The 23609-nt window shown below is 60.3% G+C and carries 23 protein-coding genes and 1 pseudogene; 10 read left to right on the top strand and 14 right to left on the bottom strand.

What is annotated here, in order from left to right; translation table 11 throughout:
• Positions 1 to 7: 7 nt before the first annotated feature.
• The 7 genes from J3P73_RS03805 (at position 8) to J3P73_RS03835 (ending at position 6690) form a co-directional block, all read left to right on the top strand.
• Positions 8 to 781: an SDR family NAD(P)-dependent oxidoreductase gene (locus J3P73_RS03805; RefSeq protein WP_130719649.1), complete on the top strand. Its 774-nt coding sequence runs from the start codon at positions 8 to 10 to the stop codon at positions 779 to 781.
• Positions 782 to 918: 137 nt separating this feature from the next.
• Positions 919 to 1743, top strand: coding sequence for a class I fructose-bisphosphate aldolase (locus J3P73_RS03810; protein ID WP_018072509.1), 825 nt, complete (start codon positions 919 to 921; stop codon positions 1741 to 1743).
• A gap of 22 nt (positions 1744 to 1765) precedes the next feature.
• Positions 1766 to 2920 carry a Gfo/Idh/MocA family protein gene (locus J3P73_RS03815; RefSeq protein WP_130660892.1) on the top strand — a complete coding sequence of 385 codons (1155 nt, stop codon included), beginning with the start codon at positions 1766 to 1768 and terminating at the stop codon, positions 2918 to 2920.
• Positions 2920 to 3591, top strand: coding sequence for a D-lyxose/D-mannose family sugar isomerase (locus tag J3P73_RS03820; RefSeq protein ID WP_130660893.1), 672 nt, complete (start codon positions 2920 to 2922; stop codon positions 3589 to 3591). Before J3P73_RS03815 ends, J3P73_RS03820 begins: the two co-directional genes overlap by 1 nt.
• A complete protein-coding gene (locus tag J3P73_RS03825; protein WP_130716683.1) occupies positions 3591 to 4649 on the top strand; it encodes a carbohydrate kinase family protein in 1059 nt (352 codons plus the stop codon). Before J3P73_RS03820 ends, J3P73_RS03825 begins: the two co-directional genes overlap by 1 nt.
• A 134-nt stretch (positions 4650 to 4783) precedes the next feature.
• The gene (locus tag J3P73_RS03830) at positions 4784 to 5572 is read left to right on the top strand and encodes an L-iditol 2-dehydrogenase (protein WP_130654589.1); all 789 of its coding nucleotides are present in this window, start codon (positions 4784 to 4786) and stop codon (positions 5570 to 5572) included.
• 107 nt (positions 5573 to 5679) lie between these two features.
• Positions 5680 to 6690, top strand: a complete 1011-nt coding sequence (locus J3P73_RS03835) for a zinc-dependent alcohol dehydrogenase family protein (protein ID WP_207579994.1) — start codon at positions 5680 to 5682, stop codon at positions 6688 to 6690.
• Positions 6691 to 6704: 14 nt separating this feature from the next.
• On the opposite strand, the gene J3P73_RS03840 is transcribed toward J3P73_RS03835, so the two are convergent.
• The 10 genes from J3P73_RS03840 to J3P73_RS03885 form a co-directional block, all read right to left on the bottom strand.
• Positions 6705 to 7724 carry a LacI family DNA-binding transcriptional regulator gene (locus tag J3P73_RS03840; RefSeq protein ID WP_207579774.1) on the bottom strand — a complete coding sequence of 340 codons (1020 nt, stop codon included), beginning with the start codon at positions 7722 to 7724 and terminating at the stop codon, positions 6705 to 6707.
• 179 nt (positions 7725 to 7903) lie between these two features.
• Positions 7904 to 8764 carry a Pnap_2097 family protein gene (locus J3P73_RS03845; protein WP_130719651.1) on the bottom strand — a complete coding sequence of 287 codons (861 nt, stop codon included), beginning with the start codon at positions 8762 to 8764 and terminating at the stop codon, positions 7904 to 7906.
• Positions 8765 to 8766: 2 nt separating this feature from the next.
• Positions 8767 to 10038 (bottom strand): MSMEG_0569 family flavin-dependent oxidoreductase, encoded by a 1272-nt coding sequence (locus tag J3P73_RS03850; RefSeq protein ID WP_130654592.1) that lies wholly within the window; start codon positions 10036 to 10038, stop codon positions 8767 to 8769.
• 12 nt (positions 10039 to 10050) lie between these two features.
• Positions 10051 to 10338, bottom strand: coding sequence for an MSMEG_0570 family nitrogen starvation response protein (locus tag J3P73_RS03855; protein WP_011650432.1), 288 nt, complete (start codon positions 10336 to 10338; stop codon positions 10051 to 10053).
• Entirely contained in the window at positions 10331 to 11500 is a 1170-nt protein-coding gene (locus tag J3P73_RS03860) for an MSMEG_0565 family glycosyltransferase (RefSeq protein WP_018072519.1), read from the bottom strand. The genes J3P73_RS03855 and J3P73_RS03860 overlap by 8 nt, the downstream gene beginning before the upstream one ends.
• Positions 11497 to 12471, bottom strand: coding sequence for a sll0787 family AIR synthase-like protein (locus J3P73_RS03865; protein WP_018072520.1), 975 nt, complete (start codon positions 12469 to 12471; stop codon positions 11497 to 11499). Before J3P73_RS03865 ends, J3P73_RS03860 begins: the two co-directional genes overlap by 4 nt.
• Positions 12472 to 12473: 2 nt before the next feature.
• Positions 12474 to 13016, bottom strand: a complete 543-nt coding sequence (locus J3P73_RS03870) for an MSMEG_0567/Sll0786 family nitrogen starvation N-acetyltransferase (RefSeq protein WP_018072521.1) — start codon at positions 13014 to 13016, stop codon at positions 12474 to 12476.
• Entirely contained in the window at positions 13013 to 14131 is a 1119-nt protein-coding gene (locus J3P73_RS03875) for an MSMEG_0568 family radical SAM protein (RefSeq protein ID WP_130690813.1), read from the bottom strand. Before J3P73_RS03875 ends, J3P73_RS03870 begins: the two co-directional genes overlap by 4 nt.
• Positions 14058 to 15104 carry a Nit6803 family nitrilase gene (locus J3P73_RS03880; RefSeq protein ID WP_207579775.1) on the bottom strand — a complete coding sequence of 349 codons (1047 nt, stop codon included), beginning with the start codon at positions 15102 to 15104 and terminating at the stop codon, positions 14058 to 14060. The genes J3P73_RS03875 and J3P73_RS03880 overlap by 74 nt, the downstream gene beginning before the upstream one ends.
• A 76-nt stretch (positions 15105 to 15180) precedes the next feature.
• Positions 15181 to 15663, bottom strand: a complete 483-nt coding sequence (locus tag J3P73_RS03885; protein ID WP_130690817.1) for an MSMEG_0572/Sll0783 family nitrogen starvation response protein — start codon at positions 15661 to 15663, stop codon at positions 15181 to 15183.
• A 667-nt stretch (positions 15664 to 16330) separates the two neighbouring features.
• On the opposite strand from J3P73_RS03885, the gene J3P73_RS03890 reads away from it, so the two are divergent.
• Positions 16331 to 16981: an esterase/lipase family protein gene (locus J3P73_RS03890; RefSeq protein ID WP_130690819.1), complete on the top strand. Its 651-nt coding sequence runs from the start codon at positions 16331 to 16333 to the stop codon at positions 16979 to 16981.
• A 74-nt stretch (positions 16982 to 17055) separates the two neighbouring features.
• Positions 17056 to 18201, top strand: a complete 1146-nt coding sequence (locus tag J3P73_RS03895) for a right-handed parallel beta-helix repeat-containing protein (protein ID WP_130654600.1) — start codon at positions 17056 to 17058, stop codon at positions 18199 to 18201.
• Between the two features lie 101 nt (positions 18202 to 18302).
• On the opposite strand, the gene J3P73_RS03900 is transcribed toward J3P73_RS03895, so the two are convergent.
• The 3 genes from J3P73_RS03900 to J3P73_RS03910 form a co-directional block, all read right to left on the bottom strand.
• On the bottom strand, positions 18303 to 19328 hold the full coding sequence (locus J3P73_RS03900) for an acyltransferase family protein (protein ID WP_018072528.1): 1026 nt from the start codon (positions 19326 to 19328) through the stop codon (positions 18303 to 18305).
• Between the two features lie 67 nt (positions 19329 to 19395).
• Positions 19396 to 20751, bottom strand: coding sequence for an O-antigen ligase family protein (locus J3P73_RS03905; protein ID WP_018072529.1), 1356 nt, complete (start codon positions 20749 to 20751; stop codon positions 19396 to 19398).
• Positions 20752 to 20794: 43 nt separating this feature from the next.
• Complete coding sequence (locus J3P73_RS03910) at positions 20795 to 21529, bottom strand: GDSL-type esterase/lipase family protein (protein ID WP_130660923.1); 735 nt, start codon at positions 21527 to 21529, stop codon at positions 20795 to 20797.
• Between the two features lie 237 nt (positions 21530 to 21766).
• On the opposite strand from J3P73_RS03910, the gene ku (J3P73_RS03915) reads away from it, so the two are divergent.
• The gene (gene ku, locus J3P73_RS03915; protein WP_207579776.1) at positions 21767 to 22573 is read left to right on the top strand and encodes a non-homologous end joining protein Ku; all 807 of its coding nucleotides are present in this window, start codon (positions 21767 to 21769) and stop codon (positions 22571 to 22573) included.
• A 180-nt stretch (positions 22574 to 22753) separates the two neighbouring features.
• Here ku (J3P73_RS03915) and ku (J3P73_RS03920) read toward each other — a convergent pair.
• Positions 22754 to 23608, bottom strand: a pseudogene (gene ku / locus J3P73_RS03920) (non-homologous end joining protein Ku).
• Position 23609: the final 1 nt, after the last annotated feature.

Consider the following 23609-nt stretch of genomic DNA (forward strand, 5'->3'; position numbering starts at 1 on the left):
ACGTGAGATGAGCTACCAGCAGAAATTTCGTCTCGACGGTGAACGGGCGGTGGTCACAGGCGGAGGGCGTGCGATCGGACTATGCTGCACCGAGGCGCTGGCGGAGGCGGGCGCTGCCATCGTCGTCATCGAACGGAGCGAGGCCGATGCCGAGCAGGCGTTGGCTCTCCGGGACAGAGGCTATGACGTCGAAGTCCGGGTGGGCGATGTCACCGACGCGGCCCGAATGGACGCGATCGCGGCTGAGCTCGCCGACGGCGGGCGGCCGGCGACGATCCTTGTCAACAATGCCGGAATTGGCCAGAGCGGCATCCCGGCGCAGGACCTCACCGACGCCGATTGGCTGCGCATGATGGACGTCAATCTCAACGGCGTCTTCTGGTGCTCGCGCGCCTTCGGCCGTCCGATGATTTCGATGAAACGCGGCGCCATCGTCAACCTCGGCTCGATGTCAGGTCACATCTGCAACCGGCCTCAGCCTCAGACGGCCTATAACGTCTCCAAGGCGGCGGTCCATCACCTCACGCGCTCGTTGGCCGCCGAGTGGGCGCATCATGGCATCAGGGTAAACGCCGTCGCGCCCACCTATATCGAGACACCGATGGTGGTGGCCGTCGAAGCCAATCGCGAGCGTATTCCGCTCTGGCTCGCCGACACGCCGATGGGCAGGATGGGAACGCCGGAAGAGGTTGCCAGCGCGGTCCTCTTCCTCGCGTCAGGCGCCGCCAGCCTCATGACCGGGGCGATCGTCAACGTCGATGCAGGATTCACCTGCTGGTAGTCCTTTCCGGACGAGGTGCGAGCGGCGCTTCGTCCACACCTGGAAACCAGTATGGAAACGTTACCACATTATCTTGACTCGCATTCCTGCTGCGTTTATCCAAATGTGGAAACGTTACCATATTGGGAGGAAGTTTGATGAAATCCGCGCGATTGAACCGACTTTTCGGCGTGTCTGGAAATTGTTTTGACGTTGCCATCGATCACGGCATGTTCAATGAACGAACCTTCCTCGCCGGCATCGAGAACATGAAGACGGCCATCGAGGTGATCGCGCAAGCGGCGCCGGATGCCATTCAGCTGCCGCCGGGGACGGCACCCATGTTGCAGGCTATTCCCGGCAAGCATCGTCCGGCACTGGTGTTGCGCACCGACATCGCCAACATCTATGGCAATCCCCTACCGTCTCAGCTGTTTTCCGAAATGATCGACAGGGCGGTGGAGCAGGGCGTTGCGTTGGATGCTGCCTGTGTCGTCGTCAATCTTTTGATGCTGCCGGACCAGCCGGAAGTCTACCGCGCCTGTGTGCGCAATGTGAACAGCCTGAAGCGCGAATGCGAGATCTACGGCATGCCGCTGATGGTCGAACCGCTCGTCATGCAGGACAATTCCAAGGGCGCCTACATGGTCGACGGCGCGATCGACAAGATCCTGCCACTCGTGCGCCAGGCGGCCGAACTCGGCGCCGATATCATCAAGGCCGACCCCTGCGACAATGTCGAGGAATATCACCGTGTGGTCGAAATCGCCCAGGGCCTGCCGGTGCTCGTGCGCGGCGGCGGCCGCGTTTCGGATCAGGAAATCCTGATCCGCACCAAGCAGTTGATGGAGCAGGGCGCCCGTGGCATCGTCTATGGCCGCAACGTCATCCAGCATCACAATCCCGGCGGCATGACGCGGGCCTTGATGGCGATCGTCCATGACAAGGCTTCCGTCGAGCAAGCCTCGCTGCATATTGGCTGACGCACGTCTGGGAGGAGATGTCATGACGAAAATATTCCGCTTCGGCGTCATCGGCTGCGGTCTGATGGGGCGCGAGTTCGCCAGCGCCGCGGCGCGCTGGCTGCATCTGGCCGATGTGAAGGCGCGACCGGAAATCGTCGCCGCCTGTGATACCAACGCAACGCTGCTCGACTGGTTCAGGGATCATGTGCCGACCGTTCGGCAGTTCACCGCCGACTATAAGGAGCTTCTGGCCAATCCCGAGGTCGATGCGGTCTATTGCGCTGTCCCGCATGTGCTGCACCAGCAATTCTACATCGACATCCTGAAGGCCGGAAAGCATCTTCTCGGCGAAAAGCCCTTCGGCATGGATGCCGCTCAGAACCGGGAGATCATGGCGGTTCTCGCCGAGCACCCCGAACTTCTGGTCCGCTGCTCGTCGGAAATGCCTTTCTTCCCCGGCGCGCAGAAGGTCATCGCGCTCGCAAAAAGCGGCGAGATGGGGAATATCCTCGAAGTCGAGGCGGGTTTCCTGCACTCTTCGGATATCGACCGGCAGAAGCCGATCAACTGGAAGCGCATGGCCGATATCAATGGCGACTATGGCTGCATGGGTGATCTCGGCATGCATGTGCTGCACGTGCCGCTGCGTCTCGGCTGGCGCCCGACCACCCTGCATGCGCAATTGGTCAAGAAGGTCACCGAACGTCCTGACGGCAAGGGCGGCATGTTGCCCTGCACCACCTGGGACAATGCCACGATCAGCAGCCGCGTGCGCACCGGGGATCAAGATTTCCCGATGGTGCTGAAAACCTGGCGCATCGCGCCCGGCGAATCCAACACCTGGTACATCCGCGTTCTCGGCATGAAGAAGAGCGCGTTCTTCAGCACGAAGTCGCCGCGCCAGTGGCAGTGGATGGACTATAATGGCGGTGTCCAGGCCTGGAGCACCGAGGATCTTGGTTATGGCTCGCTGTTTCCAGCCATAACAGGCAAGATCTTCGAATTCGGTTTTGCCGACGCCATACAGCAGATGTGGGCGGCCTTTGTAGATGAGCTTGCCGGAGGAGATGCCAACGGTTTCGGCTGCGCGACGCCGGCCGAGGCCCAGGCGCATCACGCAGTCCTGACGGCAGCCCTCAAATCCGGTCGCGAGGACGTCGTGGTACCGGTCGCGTATGACGGGGCGTCAGCCTGATGAGGCGCTCCGAGATCAACGCCGCGTTGCTGCGGGCAACCGAGACCCTCGAGCGCTGGCACTGGTCCTTGCCGGCATGGGGCTCCTGGACGGCGGCGGATTTTGCCGCTCATCCCGAGGCATCAGCCTATTTGCGCGCCCATCAGCTGGGTTGGGATGTCACCGATTTCGGCTCGGACCGGTTCGCCGAATGCGGTCTCGTGCTGTTTAGCCTGCGCAATGGCATCGTCGATATCTGGGGTGAACGGACCTATGCCGAAAAGCTGCTCTTCGTTGGCGAAGGGCAGGTTACGCCGACCCACCGTCATGCGGCGAAGATGGAAGACATCATCAATCGCGCCGGCGGCGATCTCGTCATCGAATTTGCCGCAACCGATGCCGATGGCAATGTGCTGGCGGAGGATGTGACGGTGCCGGTAGACGGGCTGCAGCACCGGCTCGCTGCATGGGAGCCGCTGGTTCTCCAACCTGGCCAGAGCGTGACGATCCGCACCGGGCTTTACCACCGCTTTTACGGCAGGAAAGGCGGCGGACCTGTCCTTGTCGGCGAGGTCAGCGAGGTCAACGACGACAACAGCGACAATTTCTTTCTGGAGCCGATCGCACGCTTTGCCGCGATCGAGGAAGATGAGCCGCCGCTGAGACCCTTGTGGAACGAAGGAGTCAGCTGATGCGAGCTGGGGAGGGGGTTCACGATCGCGACAGTCGGAAGCAGGGCGGCATCGTCTGCGCGGGAAACTTCATCGTCGATCGCGTCCACACCCTGTCCTATTGGCCCGAACAGGGCAATCTCGCGCATATCCTGAACCAGGATCTGGGCGTGGGGGGCGGGGCGGCCAATGTCGTCACCGATCTGGCCTCGCTTGGATTTCCCGGAAAGCTGGCGGCGGCGGGATGCATCGGCGCCGATCAGGACGGAGAGATCGTCAAGGCCCGCCTTGCACTTGCCGGCGTCGATGTCGGTGGGCTGACCGCGCTTGCCGACCGGGTGACGGCGCATACGCATGTCATGAATGTGCCCGGCCAGAACCGGACCTTCTTCTATCATGGCGGCGCCAACGATGCCGTCACCGACAAGCTTGTCTCACCCGCAGCCTTCGCCAAGGCCGGTTATCGGCTGTTCTATCTCGGTTATCTCATGCTGTTGCCGGGTCTCGACCGCATTGGCCTTGACGGCCGTTCGGGAGCATCGCGCCTGCTGGAAGCCGCGCGCTGCGCCGGCCTGACGACCTGTGTGGATTTCGTATCGAGCGAAGACCCGGAATTTGCGGCCAAGGTCGGCGTCGCACTGCCCTTCTGCGATTTCCTGATCATCAACGAGATGGAGGCGGGGCGGGCAACCGGCGTTATCGTTCGCGATGCGGAGGGAGATTTGATCGAGGCGGGGCTTTTGGAAGCGGGCGAGCGCCTGCTTGCCGCAGGCGTCGCCAAGGGCGCGATCATCCATGCGCCGGAAACCTGCTTCTGGTTTGCATCAGGCGCTTCCCCGATCATCACGCGTTCACGACCTGTCGATCCCGGTGACATCGTCAGTACCGTCGGCGCTGGGGACGCTTTCTGCTCCGCCGTGCTCTACGGCCTGCATGAGGACTGGCCGGTCGAGCATATCTGCGCCGTCGCGCATGCCGCAGCTGCGCGTTGTCTCAAGGGGGCGACGGCCACCGATGGTATCCCCGACATGTCCGTCCTTCTTCGCGAGGCGAAGGAGACGAACCCGGAATCCGCTTAGCCCATTGGCGTCGCTCAGGAGGGCGGCTCCGATTATCGTTCAGTCAAAAGGGGAGGAGCAAACATGAAGCTATTCGTTATGGCAGCCGCGCACGGCGCCTTTGCCAATTTAGGCGCGACCGGGGAGGCAATGCAATGACATATGCGGAAACGGCGCGGCTCTCCGGTAAGGTGGCATTGGTCACGGGGGGAGCGAGCGGCATCGGCAAGGCGGTATGCGAACGTTTTGCCGCCGAAGGCGCGAGGGTTGTCGTGGCGGACCTCGACAGTGAACGATGCGCACGGGTGGCCGAAGCGATCGGCCCTCATGCCTGGGGTGTAGCGCTTGACGTGACCAGCCAGGACAGCATCGAAGAAGCTGCGCGCTTCACTATATCAACCGCCGGCAAGATCGACATCCTGGTCAATGCCGCAGGCATTTACGAGGTCGAGTCCATTCTGGAAATATCCCGGGAGCGGACCGCGAGGGTATTTCAGGTCAACATCGAAGGCCTGATCTTCATGACGCAGGCCGTTGCCCGGCACATGGTGGAGAGAGGGGAGGGTGGACGCATCATCAACTTCTCATCCCAGGCCGGGCGTCGGGGCGAAGGACCGGCCGTGGCTTACTGTGCGTCCAAGGCGGCCGTCATCAGCATCACGCAAAGCTGCGCTCTGGAGCTGATCCGTTATGGCATCAACGTCAACGCCATCGCTCCCGGCGTCGTCGATACGCCGATGTGGGACGTCGTCGATGCAAAGCTCGGCAGCCGGGAAGGTTTGAAACCCGGTGACGTCAAGCGCCGCGTGGCCGCCGCCGTTCCCGCCGGACGATTCGGCGCCGCCCACGAACAAGCTGCCATGGCCGCCTTCCTGGCCGGGCCTGATGCAGCATACATCGTGGCGCAGTGCTACAATGTCGATGGCGGCAATGTCATGAGCTGAGCGCTTGAGCCGTGCCCGGAATGGTTGATGCCGCGGGGCGGATGTCATCCAGCATACGGCTTCATCAGCACGAAGAGGCAATCGAACTTGATGTCTGGAGGAGTGAAATGAAGGCTGTACGCTTGGAGTCGATCGGGTCTTTGACCATGCGCAGCGTTGAGAAACCGGTTGCCGGGCCGGGCGAGCTGCTGGTCCGGGTTGCGGCGGCCGGCATCTGCGGTTCCGATCGCCACATGTACAAGGGCGAATATCCGACAGCGATCCCCGTGACGCTGGGCCACGAATTCTCCGGCATCGTCGAAGGGATCGGCGATGGGGTGACACGGTTTACCGGCGGTGAGTTGGTGACGGTCGACCCGAATATCTCCTGCGGCACCTGTCGGGCTTGCACGCAGGCGCGGCCGAATTTGTGCGAGAGCTTGACTGCCATCGGCGTGACACGGGATGGCGGCTTTGCCGAATATGTGGCGGTGCCGCAGGCCCAGGCCTTCGTCCTGGCGGCCGGCCTCGATCCCGTTCACGGCGCCTTCAGTGAACCGCTGGCCTGCTGTATCCACGCCATCGACAAGGCAAGGATCCGTCCGGGCGACAGCGTCGCGATCCTCGGCGGGGGCGTGATCGGTCTGCTCATGGTGCAACTGGCTCGCCTGGCTGGGGCAGGCGAGATCATTTTAATTACGCGGCAGCAATCCAGGCGCCAAACCGCTCTGCGCCTGGGAGCCACCCACGCCTTCGACCCGATCTCTTCGGATACAATCGCTTCCGTTCGAGAGGTCACCAAAGGCGGGACCGACGTGGTCATCGAGTGCGCCGGCGTCAGCGACACGCTTCAAACCGGTCTGAAAATGGCGCGGCGCGGTGGTACCTTCGTGCTTTTCGGGGTCACACCGGCGGGTGTCGAGGTGCCGGTTCTGCCCTTCGATCTGCTGGTAAACGAAGTCGATATCAGGCCGGCCTACCTCAACCCCTTCACCCATTCGCGGGCTGCGGCAATGGTCGCGAGCGGGGCGTTGGAGCTGGATGCATTGGTCACCAAAACCATCGGTCTCGAGGAGGTCGCCGACGTGGTGGGCAACGCGCCATTGCCAGGCGAGATCAAGGTCATCGTCCGGCCCTAGCTTCGGGGTCCAACTCAGTTGCGGACGGGGCCGGTGGAATCGCGCTCGATCAGGGTGACCGGCACTTTTACGATCGCACCTTGCCGAGATTCGTCTCCTGTTTGGTGCTCCTCGATCAGCGCTTCCAGCAGCCGTGCTGCTTGCTGTCCGACATCGCGGATCGGCTGCGCGACCGTTGTCAACCGTGGAAAGACGTAGGCAGCCTCCGGCAGATCGTCGAAGCCCACGACCGAATAGTCGCCCGGAACGGAAAATCCGCGATCCTGGATGGCATGGATTGCGGCAATCGCCGAAACGTCGGTCGTGCCGATGATCGCGGTGACCTCAGGTCGAGACGCCAGCAATTCTCGCGCCAGCCGGTAGGTCTCTGCAAAGCTGTGCTCTTCCGCCATCGCCACGACGGCAGGCGCGATGCCATCTTTCACCATTTCCGCAGTGATGCCCTGAAGGCGAAGCTGGATAGGCTGGCTGTGAGCCGGCGCACCGACGATGGCGATTGCCCGGTGGCCGAGATCGATCAGATGGCGTGCCATCAGCCGTCCGCCTTCCTCGTGATCGGCCATGACAGCGTCGTCAGCGATGCCGCTCAGCTCGCGGTCAATGGCGATGATCGGAATGCCGGCGTCCCGCAGCACCCCGAAATGCTCGATGCTGCCGAAGGCGCTTGCCACGATGACGCCGTCGACGCGCTGGGCGAGCAGCATCGAGATGTAGCGCACCTCATGGTCCATATTTTCCGCCGTGCTGCAGATCAGCGTCTGATAGCCGTGCTGAAACAATTCCTGTTCGATCGCATGGGCCAGGATGCCGAAGAAAGGCACTTCAATCGACGGCAGCATCAGTCCGATCATCCGGCTTGGTGCACCGCGCAGCATACGGGCACCCTTGCTGGGCGTGTAGTTCAGCGTTCGGATAGCCGCCTCGACCCGCTCCCTGAGCTCAGTCGAGGCGTAACCGCTGTTGTTGAGCACGCGCGAGACCGAAGAGACCGATGTTCCTGCAAGTTTAGCGATATGTCGGATGCTGGTCGTCACGTGCTCGCATTTCTTTCTCTACAGCGCCGCGCGTCTTTTCAGACGCGCATAGGACGCTAGCACAGGAGCGGTCGAACATTCATGAGACGGGCTGCTGAAGTTCACCTTCATTTCATCATCCACTAGATCACTAGCGGGACGCCGCATCAAGCGCGCCGCTGGTGCACTCCCGTGCAGGCTCAGCAAAGACTTTTCCAGGTGCCGAATATTTTGGCGATCACTTTCCCATTTTCGCGTCGTAGCTGCCCATGGACAGTTTTTTGCTCGTCAGAAAAATCAATAAGGTCGAAGAAGACGCTTTCATTTCGTTCGATATTTCCGAGGAAGAAAACGTCTTTTCGGACGGCTGGCCCCTTGCGGGGAAACCAAGTTTCCAAGGCGCGATCGGCCAATGCCTGATACTCGGCAAAGTAAAACAGGCCTGCGCCGTTGAACTCCTGCGAGGCGCTGGGATCGAACTGAAAGGCTCTGAGCGCTTTGTTGGCGGGGACCTGAAACCCGAAATGCGTTGCTGACCGCCCATTCCGGATGTCTGCAGCCTTCTCAGCCAGGCGGCTGGGCTGGAACCGCTCTCCCTGCGGCTCAGGCAACGTCACACGGGCGATCGAGTGATTGTTGTCTTTGATCGTTCTGTGAACGAAGGTTGAGATGAGTTCGACCGCGCCGACGCTTCGTCCGTGGATGGACAACTCGTGCCGGGTCGACGTCCGGGTTCGCGAGACTGCGGACAGTCTCGAGTGGATGGTCAAAATGTCGTTCGCCTGCACGACGTCGAAACGTGCATCCGTCAGTGACGTTGCACAGATCGCGGCATAGGCCTCCTCTCCATCGGCCGTTCTGAAATCAGCATTGTCGAGCCTGAGATGACACGCAAGCATCAGCCAGTGACGGTGGCCGAGTTCCTTCATCAGCCAGGTCTCGGACAGCCCGTTTCCATTCAGATGCGGCATGCCGAGAAGCATATGCGGATCAAGGGCACGTTCCATCAAGTCGCGTGCCGAAGGTCCTGCGGGCGGAAAATCGAGAAGGGCCGCGCTCATGATCAGGCGCTGACCGATTGCTTGAGAGACGATGTCTGTGCCGAACGTCGAGCCGCAAGATGCCCGACCACATGTTCGGCATCCCTGCCGACGCTGAGGAACCGGCCCGAGCCCCAGGTCCAGAGCCAGGGAAGTCCCAGCACGTAGACGCCATCGACGGCAGTGACGCCGCGGCGATGAACGGGATAGGCGTTGCCGTCGAAGATCGGCAGTCCGACGAAGGACCAATCCGGGCTGAATCCCGTGGCCCAGATGACCGAGGTGATCCCCTCCGCCTTCAGGTCGAGTTCTGCAATCTCAGCCTCAGGCTCCCAGATAGGGACATAGGGGGATGCGGCCGGGGCATCGATGCCCTTTTCGGCGATATGCCGGTCAATCAGGGCATTGATGCCGTTATAGACACGGTCGGCGCCGTCGAGATTGGCCTTCAGGTTCGGCTCGAACAGCATCCGGCCGGCGGCGATGCCGGACATGCGGCCATACAGCGCCATGCCCTCCAGCGCGAACTTGCGCAGATCGATATCGCGTCCGCCGTCGCGTCCTGTCAGGTAATGGTTGGTGTCGTGCTTCTTCTTCGTCATGCCATCATGTTCGACAGTGATGTCGTACTGGCCGATATCGGAAAGCCAGTCGACCACATCGCGGCCGCGATAGAACCGGGCGCAACGTGGCGCATTGCCGGTCACGAGATGCACCTTGCGGCCGGCAAGATGCAGATCCTCTGCAATCTGGCAGCCGGACTGGCCGGAGCCGACCACGATGACGCCGCCGTCCGGCAGTTGATCGGCATTGCGGTAGGCGGCGGTGTGGATCTGCGTGATGTCCTCGGGCAGGCGCTCGGCCGCACGCGGAATGGCCGGATCCGCATAGAGGCTGGTGGCGATCACCACGGCATCGGCGGTCACCGCGCCAGCCGAGGTTTCGAGCCGGAAGAGGCCGCCATGCTTTTCGAGCGACGTCACGCCGGTTTGCTCGAAGATCGGAGCATCGACCTTCTTCACGAAGCGGTCTACATAGGCAAGGATCTCGTCCTTGACCATAAAACCGTGCGGATCCGTGCCGTCATAGGGATGATCGGGGAGCTGGCACTGCCAGTTCGGCGTCACCAGGCAGAAGGCGTCCCAGCGTTCGTTCTTCCATTTATGCGCAACGGTCTTCTTCTCGAAGACCACATGGTCGACGCCGTGCCTCTTCAGGTAATGACTGGCGGACAGGCCGGCCTGGCCACCACCGATGACGGCGGTGCTGTAATGCTGCTTCAGGTTCTGGGGCATGGACTAGTCCTTTCAGAGGATGAAGGTTTTGCAGTGGACGCGGGCATCTGCGTCATGCAGGAAGGCGACAGCGGCGCTTTCAATTCGGGCGAGTTGGTCGTTTGCGGATGAACAGGCAAAACCAAACTTCGCCTCCACGCGATCGCTGGCGATGGTAAGCGCCCTGCGGCTGCGATCGACGAAATCGGCGACCGAATAACTTTCACCCTCGGTGAAAAACTCACGGATGATCAGCGAGGGGGAATAACAGCTCTCTTCCTGGCCATCGGGCCAGGTTATGACAAAGCGCATTTCAGGCATGGTCGGGCTCCAGCAGCGTGTGATAGCGGGCAAGATGGGCTGTTGCGGTTTGCTGCCAGCCATGGCGGGCGGCAACCGCGAGACCGCGGGGAATGATCTGCTCGCGGATCGGTGCGACCAGCGCCAGCGCCATGCCTTCGGCAATCGAGACCGGGTGATGCGGATCGCACCAGATCGCATCGCCCGGACCCAGATATTCGGTGAAGGGCGCAATCGAGGATGTCACGACCGGAATGCCGCTGGCCATGGCTTCCAGAACGACGAGGCCGAAGCCTTCCTTTAGCGAGGGAAACACCAGCGCATCCGCCAACCGGTAGAGGCTCGGCATGTCGGCATCCGCGATCGCACCGGTGATGTGCACCGCCGCGGCGTCCCGACCGAGGCAGGCGAGGCACGAACGGAACTCCTCCTGATAGTCGCCATGGTCCAGGAGGGAGGCGCCGCCGGCAATGACAAGCTGGGCATCCGGCCGGATGGCGCGGACCTGACGAAAGGCTTCGAGAATACCAAGGGTGTTCTTTCGCGCCTCGATGCCGCCGACACTGAGGAAGATCGGCCCGCTTCCCAGCTGCAGCCTGTCGCGCAGAGCGACCTGCTCCCCGCTCCAGGCCGGCGAGAAGCGGTTGGCGTCGACGCCATTGCCGACCACTGTCGCCTCGATGCCGCGCTCGTCTCTCAGCCTGTCCTGCCAGAGGCGGCTGACGGCGAAGAAGATATCGGCCGCATCGATCGCGCGATCCTGCAAAGCCATCAGGCGCGGATCGGCGAACTGGTCGATGTGGTGGACAGTGCGGGCAAAATTCGGGATCAGGCCTTCCAGCTTGAGCGTCGCCAGCGCATTGCCGGAAATGCCGTCATGGGCGTGAAAGAGGTCGAAGCCATCGGTTCCCGTTCTCCGGAAATAGTCGACATAGTCTGCAATCCGCTGCTCGACCATTTGCGTCATGTCGGCGGGTGCCGGCGGCACGGCAATGCAGGCCGCGCCGCAGGAGGGTTGACGAAAGAAACCCGTCCCCTTGGCATCCGGCGCGTGCAGGACCACCTCATGGCCAAGCGAGGTCAGTGCTTCCGAAAGCTGCATGGCATGAACCACGCCGCCACGCGGATTGGTGGAATGGGTCAGCATGGCAATGCGTAGCGTTCGGTGCGGCGGGAGGCTCATGCGGCGACATCCTGTCGGCCGAGCTGCAGCAGTGGTGTTTCGGCATGATTGCGCACCACTGCACGGCGCTCGCCGTCGACCAGCGCGACTTCGGCGCCGGCCACGACCGCGCCGATGACCGCAGCGCTGATGCCGCGCGCGGTGAAGCGGGTGACGACATCGGCCACATCTTCCGGCGCGACCGAGAGCAGATAGCCGAAGCTCGGAAAGGTGACGAGCCAGCGATCGAGGCTGACACCGGCGGGCAGGGGAATGGCGGTGACGTCGATGTCGATGCCGACATGCGAGCATTCGGCCAGCATGATGGCCGTGCCGACGATGCCGCCCTGGCTGATATCCTTCGCAGACAGTGCTAGCCCGGCCTCGGCGATCTCGGGCAGCAATTTGAGGTCGCCGCGCAGGCGCGCCGGCGCGGCATCGGTGGCCGCTTCCCAGTTGTTGAAGGGTTCGCGGTAACGGCCGCGATGGTCGATGGCTGCAACCAGCACATCGCCCGGCTTTGCATCGAAGCTCGTCAGCAGCGTCTTGGCACGACCGAGAATGGCGACCGACAATTGGCCGCGTTCGCTGCGGATATTGGTGTGCCCGCCGACGATCGGCACGCCAAAGGCGCTGGATGCCGCCCGCATACCTTCGAGAACGGGTGTCGCGCCAGCCTCGCCATTAGCCCAGACGGCATCGACCACGGCGATCGGCCGGCCGCCCATGGCAACGACGTCAGAGATATTGACCATGACGCCGCACCAGCCGGCGAACCAGGGGTCGGCGGCGACGAACTCGTTCATGAAGCCTTCGATGGCAAAGAGCAGATAACCGTCGCCGTCGGGCAGCGCGGCGCAATCGTCGCCGACGGCAATCTGCTGCCCCTGCAGGCCGAGCCTTGCCGCGATCGCGCCGATATCCTGCTTGGCGGCGATGCCGCTGCTTGTCGAGAGTTTTGCCGCCAGGGCCTTGATGTCGATCGCGGCCATCCTCACGCCGCCTTTCTGGAAAGGGCGGTGAAGCCTGCCTCGGGTGTGGCGCAAGGCGGATAATAGGCAAGATCGGCCTTCATCCTGAGATGCGGCTTTCCATAGACCTCGAACTCCTCGATCACATCCCAGTGCAGCCTGCGGAACAGCAGACCGTTCTGAACCTGCACATTGGCGAGGAACGTGTGGCATCCGATCGCGTTGGCGGAGGACACGGCGAGTTTGATCAGGGTCGCCCCCAGGGCGCCGATCTTGCGGAAATCCTGATGGACCGCCAGTCGCGAGCCCCACCAGAGACCGGGTTCGGCCTGATGGATGCGCACCGTTCCGACCAGCTGATCGGCGGCAATGCCGAGCATGGAGAGCGCCACGATCGGGATGGCGTGATCGTCGATCGCGTCGCGGTCATCGCCCTCGAAGATCTGCTGTTCCTCGCAGAAGACGGTACGGCGCAGCGCATGCGCTTGGCTGCGTTCCCAGGCGGAGGTCGCGAACTTCACCTGGAATTCGCTCGAGCGATAGGGAGCAAAGGTTTCGAGCATCATTTGGTGAGCATCCTTTCATAGGTGGAAAGGGCGGAGCAGGCGCCGCATTTGCCGCAGCCAGCCTTGATGTCGACGGCCTTCAAGCCGCTGGCGACCAGCATCCTGGACAAGGGGCCGAGGATCGAGTGCATGAAGTCGGGCCTCGGCGCCGGATGGCTTTCGAGCGGCGTGCCGGAGATCGGCACGAAGGGCACGACGAAGGGATAGACGCCGAGCGCAACCAGCTTTTCGCAGATGTCCAGAATGGCTTCACGGCTGTCGCCAAGCCCCGCCAGGATATAGGTCGAGACCTGGCCGCGCCCGAAGATCTCCACTGCGGCCTTGAACGAGGCCATGTATTTGGCGATCGAGACCTGCGCTTTGCCCGGCATGATGCGGGCACGCACCTCCGGCGTCACGGCTTCCAGATGCATGCCGAGTGCATCGACGCCGGCCTCTTTCATGCGGGTGAACCATAGATCGTCTTCCGGCGGCTCACATTGCGCCTGGATGGGAATATTGACGGCCGCCTTGATGGCGCGGGCGCTGTCGGCGAGGATCGCAGCACCGCGGTCGTCGCCCTTCGGCGTGCCGGTGGTCATCACCATATGTTTGACGCCGTCCAGTTCGACGGCGGCCTTGGCGACTTCCGCGATCTGCTCTGGCGTCTTGTGGGCGATGGTGCGGCCGGCGGCCAGCGATTGGCCGATGGCGCAGAACTGACAGGTCTTGGTGCGGCTCTGATAGCGGATGCAGGTCTGCAGCACGGTCGTGGCCAGCACGTCCTTGCCGTGCAGAACGGCGATCTGCGAATAGGGAATGCCGTCGGCGGTCGAGCGCTCGTAAAAGCGCGGGCGCAAGGGGAAGGAGACTTCGCCCAGCACCGTGCCATCCCGGCTGATACGGCTGCGACCCATCTCGTCCGGCTTTTCCACCAGATAGGGGCTCTCGAACGCAGGTGCGGTGTGGACCGGCACCATCACCGTCATGCCGTCAATGGTCAGCGCCTTGTGGTCGGAAGGTCCGGCACCACCGCGGCGGCTTTCATGTCCGGCCTTGGGGTCAACGAGCCGGGCTCCGTAGGACTGCAATTCGTTGATCAGAACCTCGGTCGGCAGACGTGTCGTATTCTCCATCGGAAAGGGTCCTTGCTTCGGCTGTGGGGAGGGACGGCTGGTTGGTGGTGACCATCGGCGCCGTGGTGCGGCTGTCCATGACAAGATGCAGCAGCTCGGGTCGGGCATAATGGCCGACCGAATCCATCATCCGCTTGCGTTTGACGATCAGGCTCATGTCGACATCGGCGATCAGGATGCCTTCGCCTTCTGTCAGCGGCGGCACGACGTGTTTGCCTTCGGGTGAGATGATCGCGGTCATGCAGCCGCCGCGCAGGGCCTTCTGCAGGCCGGCGTCGGACGTGATGGAGGCGATCTGCCCGTCGGTCAGCCAGCCGGTGGCATTGACCACGAAGCAACCGCTTTCCAGCGCATGGTGGCGGATGGTGACTTCCATCTGGTCGGCAAAAATCGGCCCGACCATCGAGCCTGGAAACTGGGCGATATGGATGTCCTCGTGCTGCGCCATCAGGGCGTAGCGTGCCAGAGGATTGTAATGCTCCCAGCAGGCCAGCGCCCCAAGGCGTCCGACGGCGCTGTCGACCACCTTCAGGCCGGAGGCGTCGCCCTGGCCCCAGATCATCCGCTCGTGAAAGGTCGGGGTGATCTTGCGACGCTTGAGGATGAGCGTGCCATCGGCATCAAACAGCAGCTGGGCATTGTAGAGCGATCCGTGGTCACGCTCGTTGACGCCGAGCGCCACGACGATGCCATGCTCGCGGGCGGCTGCCGAGACGGCATCGGTGGCAGCGCTCGGCACCGTGACGGCTTCCTCGTAAAGTCGCACGTGCTCCTTGCCGGAGAGAACAGGCGGCAGCACGAAAGAAAAATAGGGGTACCAGGGGACGAAGGTTTCGGGAAAGACGATCAGTTCGGCGCCTTTGGCTGCCGCTTCACGAATTGCATCCAGCACGCGGGCCAGTGTTTTCTCGCGTGAGGTCAGATCCGGCGCGATCTGCGCGGCGGCAACCCGGACGCTCGGTTTTTTCTCCATGACGAATCCTCGATTAACGGGGCATGAGGCGGAGCGCCAAGGCTCCGCCTCTTATTCTTCGGAGCGCGCCTGGTGGTTAGAGCGTCCAGGTATCCAGGATGAAGGCGCCGTCGCGGCGATGGATCAGGATCAGGTCGAGAACGTCGAGCGGACTGATCGGCGTGATGCCGGCGATCAGCGCGCCTTCGCCATGGCCGTAAAGCGCCTGAAGGGCAAAACGGCAGGCATAGACCTTGCCGCCTTCTTCCATGAACTTGACGATCTGGTTGTTGAAATTCAGATGGCCGGGAAAGGCCTCCGCACCGAGCGTCGGAAAACCGCGCTGGACGCCGAGCGTCACGCCCGGGCCGTAGAGAAGGATCGAGGTTTCGAAACCTTTCCGCTTCAGGCGTGTCGCCTGCAGCAGGTTGACGAATCCGATCGATCCTTCGAAGGCCACGGTATGGAAGGTGACGAGGGCTTTTTCGCCTTCGCCGGCCTGTACGTCTTCGAAAACCTTGTCCTCGTAATCGACAAGAAAGTCGCCTTTTTGATTGGCTGGCTTGGTCACTGCGGGCATGGATGGCTCCTTGATTGAAATCCGATCCCCATCCGGGGAGCATCCATCCAATTGCAAGCGCCATGCCACATTGATTATGCATAAATAGCAGTCAAATACACCAATAATGCATTCAACTATGCGATCAATAGTCAGGATTAAAGTTTTAAAGCTAATTTTCTGGGCGATCGAATGCAAAAAGCGAATGCATGAAAGCTCAAAACGGATGCATTCAATTGGTCGTCAATTAGCGCAGGGAGACGTAATATTTGTTCGGCATGAGCTGCTTTCGCGCGCGGGGTTTCGGGGAAGTTCTTCGAACTTTCTGCCTCTTCTGGTTCTCGTCACATGGCCATGGATGCGAGGGAGGGCCCTGCGTCAAGATGCCTTGCTGCATCAAATCGGAAAAATCTAACTATATTGAATGCAATCAATCAATGTATTTGGATGTATTGCGAGGGCTGTTCGTCCGCCAACGGGGCGGAGGCTAGCCTGCGCCTCTCCTGCGTCGAAAGGGGATGCTTGGATTCCGTTCTCACCGATCACGGGCGTGTCGCTCTTAGCTTCGAGCACGTGTGCGCCACAACGAAACTGTTCGGATGTCTGGCCGTTCGGCATTGATCGACAATGTTCACCGTGAAAGCTACAGGATAGACCCGATCGATAGCAGCACGTTGAGCGGACACTGATGAACGACACAATTCTCCTTTTTCACGGCATTGCCCGGACGAAGAAAAGCATGGCGAAGCTCGCCGGCTTCCTGTCCGGCCACGGTTATCGGGTTGTGAACGTCGGTTACCCCTCTACCAAGTTTTCGATCAGCGACCTCATCGACATCATCCGACCTGAGATCGACGGCGCTGCGAAGGAGGCCGGCGACGGCCGGGTCCATTTTTTCGGTTATTCGATGGGCGGGCTGATCATCCGCGCTTTTCTCAGGAGCTATCGCCCAGCCAACCTGGGAAGGGTGGTGATGGTCGGAACGCCGAACAACGGCAGTCAGATTGCCGATTTCCTCAAGAACTGGCCCTTATACAGGAAGGTCTATGGACCGGCAGGACAGCAGCTGATTACCGATCAAACCGCAATGACCGAGCTGTTCGGCACGGTGGATTATGAACTTGGCATCATCGCCGGGAATCGGACCATCGACCCGGTCTCCTCCCTTATCATCGGCATCAGGGTTCCGAATGATGGAAAGGTCTCGGTTGAGAGCACCCGTCTCGACGGCGCGTCGGCGCATATCGTCATTCCGGCAAACCACACTTTCTTGCCCGTCAACAAGACGATGTGGAGCGAGACCCTGTCGTTTCTGCAAGATGGGCGGTTTACAAGCTGAATTTCCAAATATTCAAACATCCGCCACATGCCCTCTGCTTAATTCCCCGCGGCACCGGTATCGAAGGAAATGTAATGACCGCCATCCTGCGAAAGAAAGTTCACGGCGCGTCTACACGCGGACAGGTCATCGATGGTGCGCCCGATGTCGGCGTCGCCTATCAGGTGTTTTCCGATACGGTGATCGAAGATGTTATCGTCAAGAATTCTCCTCGAGGCTTCAAATTTCACAATGGCAAGAATCTCACCGTCAGGCGCTGTGAAACGGAGAATGTGAACGGCGACGGCATCTACCTGACGAAGACGACGCACGTGTTGCTGGAGAATAATCGCATCGGCGCGGCACCGGGCGAGGGAGCAGACTGCTGCCAGTTCGCCTATCAAAACAGCGACGACAATATCAGCTCCGATATCGTGATCCGCGGCAACCTCTTCCTGCAGTCGCCGGCGAGCGCATCGAACAAGGGCGCGCTGGTCTGCGACAAAACTCGAAAATACCTGGTCGAATACAATTTCATCGGCGGCAAGAATTTCTCCTTTTCGTCGATTGGGGATGACGCCGTGGTGCGCAGCAACATCATGCGCGATGGCAGGATGAATGATTATTCCTTCGGCTACGGCATCGGCGACAAGGCCGACCACGCCGGGCATCACGTTTATGACAACTGGATCGAGAACACCAATCGTGGCGTCAGCCTGAGCGGTTTTTCGGATCAGGAGCTGGCATTTCGCAAAGACGTCGATATCCACGATAACGTCATTAGCCAATGCGACATCGCGTTCTTCGCCAACCGTCGGTGGTCCGGCAGCTTTCGGCGCAACATATTCCTGCGGTGCGAGCAGGACATCGTTCTCGAGAGAAACGGCAAAGCGACTGCGGGTGATATCGATGGCAACTATCGCAACGATGGCAGCTTTCTGAACGTCACCCCGCCGCCGCTTCGCTTGAAGCCTGACGGCAAGGCTTCCGTTTCCTCCGGAGAGTGGACATCCGAGCCCGACGAAATCCGCATCCAGTGGCGTGATAAGGGGATCGATATCCCAGGCGCCAATCGGCCTTCCATTGCGGTTGAGCCTGGCATGGAATTGTCATGCGTCTTGCTGGCCCGCAAGGCGCAGAACTGGATGCTGGCGATCGCTGAGACTGCCTATGACGACTTCACGCCGCGCGCATGGCAGGAACACAGGCTGCCTTGGCAGAAGCGCTATCTCTCGATTTAAGCATGTCGCGCAAAACTCTGCAGCGGTTTTGCGACAACGACATGTAAAGCGCGAGGAGCGAATCTGAAAGTTTGCGACATGCTTTAGCGGTCGCGTCAAAATCAGGATCGACGCCAGCCAAGCTTCATGGCCTTACCTGCACTGAGCGCTTTGCGAACCGGCTCATCGTAGAGGCGGGTGACGATAATGGCCAATAGGACGATCAGTGGAAGAACGATGGCAAAGATCGCCCAGGCCGGCGGTTGTCCCAGGCCAGCGGCCTTCCAGGCTCCCAACAGCAAGCCCAGCAGCGGAACGTGAATTGCATAGAGCGCGTAAGATGCCTCTCCCGCAATAAGAAGCGGCTGTCGCAGCACGCCATCGAAGTTGGCTGTGTAAAGGACAAGCACGGCGAGAGGAAATAAAGCAGTGATGACAATCAGGTCCTTTATGCCAACCAAGGCGGCTGGCGCCTGGAAGACGAGAAGAGCAGTCGCGACGACGATGACTGCCACTGCGGCTGCTTTTCCGATGCCTGAAGGGGAAAGCCGCTCACGGTAGCGGTACATCAAGATGCCGAGGGTGAAGGAAAAGAGAACGCGGGGAAATCCGGAGAGCAAAGCGCCGTCGAGCGGGATCAGGTCGGCGCTTCCATGGGCCAGCGTTTGCGCCGCCAGCCAAACCCATGACGCCAGCAGGATGATGGCGAGCACGCCGCTGGACAGCATTCTCGCCGCATAGCCGTAGGCGAGGTTGATCACGATCTCCAGGAATAGCGACCATGACGGACCGTTGAAGGGGAACAGGTTCGGCGCCTTCAGCGACGTCCCACCGATCGCCGGCATGAAGAACATCGAGGCAATCAACGAGGTGGCAAATAGCATGGGATCCATTTGCTGATTTCTGCTGAGCGACATGCCTGCATATGCGAGTACGCCGAGCAACAAACCGAGCAGATAGAGGGGATATAAGCGGATGAGACGCTTGATGGCGAAATCATTGGCGGAGAGCGAAGACTCTTGAATGAGTTTCTTCTCATAGGCGTGGCCGATCACGAAGCCGCTGAGACAAAAAAACAGGTCGACGGCGAGGTATGCAGCAGGTGCTGCATCAAATCCGACAAACCCTTCGGTATGATGCACTGCCACACAAATAGCCGCCAGGCCACGAATCCCATCGAGGCCAACCAGTCTACGATTATTTGAAGTCATCTTTTTAGCCTGATGCATGTTGCGCGCCTGCCTGGGTCGGTTTGCGGAAGCGGGACAGGAACTCCGGGCCAAGGCTCGTAAGCGCGATCACGGTATGGGGCCATAAGATGAAGGGGGCGAGCATCATTCCGGCTTCGGTGAATGCGCCGATCAAGATCAGGAGGATAATGACAACCTCCTTCCTCTTGGTGATGGCGAGCGCCTGATTGAGAGGCGACGAGGTCATCTTCGCCACGAGCCGCACCACGACGAACGACGTCCAGATGATGGTCGCGGGTATGCCCATATTCAGCGCAAGTTCGATATAGGTGTTGTGGGTGGATTGAGCGTCCCACGTAAGGCGAACATATTGCTCCATGATGTCGGGCTGTCGGAACAAGGCAAATCCCCAGCCTGAAAGCGGCCGCTCGTAGATCAGCGGCAGCAACTGTTCCCAGACATTCGTACGTCCGCTGAGCGTTAGGTCTTTCCCGAATGACTCGGCAATCGCCTGTGCCACACCCATCAACGCGACGGAGACGACAAAGCCCAGCAGGGCGAATGCAAGAAGAACGACGAAGGATCTGAAGATGCGGCCTGGAAAGCGCTGAATCCAGCTCATTCCGTAGAATACGGCTATTCCGATCGAAAGCAGGATGATCGCCGTCGATGATTTCGCCAGCACGATGAGCACGAGGTAGAGCAGCATTGCCGCCCATCGCAGGAGATCATAGTAGCGCAGACGCCACATCGGCAGGGCCGGCAGCAGCAAGATGAAGTTTGTTGCCGAAAACTGGCCGAGCATGTTTTTGTGGTAAAATGCCCCTTTCACCATCCCGGCATAACTGCCTCTCATCACGGCGAACCGTGGAAAGGCTGCGGTGTAAAGAATATTGATGAAAGCCGTTGCAATCGCAAATTTCGCCAGGCTTTCAAATGTGTCAACGGCTCCGTAACGGGCCCGGTAAAGAATGGGTCCAGCTGTCAGCAATGCGACCGCAACGAGGGCCCGAAGCGAGGCTCCGACGCTGACGGAAAAAGCAATCGAGAGAAAGACGCATAAGCAAACTATGCCGACCAGCGGCGAGGCGCTGCGAATCAATTCAAAGATTCGCCTGGGCTCCAGGATGCAGTAGAGGCCAATGAGTGGAACGAGCGACATCAGCAACAGTCGCATCGGCATGGGGTCTTTGCCGACGCCCTCCTGGAAGTCGGCCGGCAGCCCATACCACATGCCGGTCGCTCGCCAGAGGGAAATATAAAATATCGCCGAGAGGACGATCCGCACGAAGGTTTCACGCCGAATGCGATATTGCGCGCGAGCTCTGGGTCTATGTCTTTGCAGGCCAATCGGTTGGTAGCTGTCAAATGAGGTGCTCATGACATTCCGCCTTACGTTTTGGTAACCACCTGAGCGGCAAAAATCAAAGCTGTAGACCCGCTGCGGCGAGGAAGCTCGTGATCAGCTTGTATGCCCCTTCATTAAAATGAAGATGGTCAGGCTTGTAGTTGGAACATTCTTTATCGCTTGGCTTACCGCACCGCAACATATCATCGTTCATTTGAACAAACGTGACACCCGGCATTTCAGCCAATGACGATGCTACAAGCTGGTTGGCCGGAATTCGTACATCCTCGTAAAAGGCATAGCGCTTGCCCCGAGGCGGTATGGACAACGCATAAATATGGGCGCCTGGCCAAAGAGCGCGAACCTTGCTGACAACAGCGACGACACCAGCTGCCACGGCGCATGGCGCAGTTTTCGCACCCAGATTGTTCGTGCCGATAAGCACGACGACATCGGCGGGATGGAAATCCGGAAGGTTTAGACCATCGAGGCGGTACAATGCATTTTGCGTGGTATCCCCAGCGACCCCGAGGTTCATCACTGGGCGCGTGGGAAAGCTGTCCTTGATCCAGGGCTGCCAGAGCTCGATGAGCGAATCGCCGACAAGAGCCAGATTGTATCGGGCTGATTTGTCGCGATAGCTGGGAAGAGCGCGATCATATCGCTTGCTTGCCTGTTTTTGTTGGGCCGAGGCATTCGACACTTTTGCAGGGTCGGGGCATTCCTGTGCGAAGGACGGGCCAGCATTGCCGACGATGAGAAAGAAATTGCATGCGAGGACGATGACGAGGTTGGCGAAAAGTCGCAACATTCAGATTACCGATATCCTGACGTCTTGGGGCTTTCATTATTGAAGAGGAAAATGGCGGTGGCAAGGAAAGAGTGGCTCTGGCCTCTCCGCCCGCAATGCTCGGCCCCGTTGGCAGCCGATCCATGAAATGGAGATTACTGACCGCATCTGATCAACGAAGTCTTCAATTGCCGGAACCAAAGGCCGAACCCGCCCGTTGATTGCCATGCCTCACCGTGTCCGGGAGACAGGACAGACATGGCACGTCAGACATTCTGGAAAGGTTATCTCAAGCTCTCGCTCGTCACTGCCGCCGTCTCGCTGACGCCGGCGACGACCGAAAGCAACAAGGTCCGTTTCCATGTCCTCAATCGCCAGACGAAGAACCGCATCGAAAGCCGCTATGTCGACAGCGTCACCCATAAACCGGTGGCCGAGCGGGACCAGGTGAAGGGCTATCCGCGCGGCGAGGACGACTATGTTCTTCTCGAAGATGAGGAGATCGAGGAAGTCGGGCTCGAAAGCACCCGCACCATCGAGATCGACAGTTTCGTGCAGCGCGGCTCGATCGATTGGATCTGGTACGACAAACCGCATTTTCTGGTGCCCGAGGACAAGGTCGGGCTGGAAGCCTTCTGCGTCATCCGCGAGGCGATGAAGGCGAATGATGTCGTCGGCATCGCCCGGCTTGTCCTTTATCGTCGTGAGCGTGCCGTGCTGCTGGAGCCGCAAGGCAAAGGCATCGTTCTCTGGACCCTGCGCTACGGCGACGAGGTGCGTGAACCCGTGGCCGAACTCGACGATAAGACCGAGATCGACAGCAAGCTGCTGACGCTGATGACGCAACTTGTGAAGGAAGAGACAATGGATTGGAGCCCCACCATGGTGCAGGACCCGATCCAGAAACGCCTGAAGTCGATGATCCGCGGCAAGCAGAAGAGCCTGAAGAAGGCCGCGCCCGCGAAAAAATCCGCACCGGTGAAATCGACGGGCAATGTCATCAATATCATGGATGCGCTGAAAAAGAGCCTGGCCGCGGAAGGCGGCCAGAAGTCGCGCCAATGAAAAAACGGCCAGCAGTTTTGGGGAAACGACATACATAAATCAAAGACTTAAGACGCACCGCGGGAATCCACTTTGACGCGCTTCAGGTCCAGCGGCTTCGCCGGCGCGACAAACCGATGCATTCGCGCGAGGTCGGGTGCGCCTGAGATTGCCTATCGCCCGCCAGGGGTCGAGGCCATATCAGCTTGCCTTCTTGCTGTGGCTGTCGCTGCGCGCCGGCGCCATCTTCTTCGCCAGGGCCTTCTTTGTTGGGGCCTTGCCACCCATCTTCGCGCTCTGACGCAGCGCTTCCATCAGGTCGACGACCTTGCGTTCCGGCGGCTGCTTCTTCTTCGGTGGTGCCCAGCCCTCGATCTTCGCCTTCACCAGTTCGACAAGGGCAGCCTCGTAGCGATCTTCGTATTCGCTCGGTTCGAAGCTGCCACGCTTGGTCTCCAGGATAAGGCCTGCGAGTTCGAGCATCTCCTTGTCGAACTTGATGTCTGGAATGTCCTTGAAGACGGTGTCGGCCGAGCGCACCTCCTAGTCGAAATTCAGCATCGTCGCGACGATGTAGTCGTCATGAGGGCGGATCAGCAGCGTTCGGTTGCGCCGGAAAAGCACGGCTTCGGCCAGCGCCGCGACCTTGCCGTCACGCATGCCCCTGGCGATCAGCGACAGCGCCTCTTCGTCATGCTCGTCCAGGGGTGCGAGGTAGTAAGGGCGGTCGAAATAAAGCTTGTCGATATCGTCGCTGGCAATGAAGGCCTTCACATCAAGGACCTTGTCGCTTTCCGGCATGATTTCGGCGATCTCGTCGCCCTCGATGACGATGTAGTCGCCATTCTCCATCCGGTAGCCCTTGACCTGGTCGTCCCGCTCGACCGGTTTGCCGGTCTCGCTGTCGACGAACTGCCGTTCCACCCGGTGGCCGGTTCTGCGGTTGATGATGTGGAAGGAGACGCGGTCGGAGAAGGAAACGGCGGTGTAGAGTCCGACGGCGCATGTAAGGTCGCCCACCTTCAGATGACCTTTCCAGCTTGCCCGAGCGGCCATT

The sequence above is a fragment of the Rhizobium ruizarguesonis genome, assembly GCF_017357285.1.
Lineage (GTDB): Bacteria > Pseudomonadota > Alphaproteobacteria > Rhizobiales > Rhizobiaceae > Rhizobium > Rhizobium ruizarguesonis.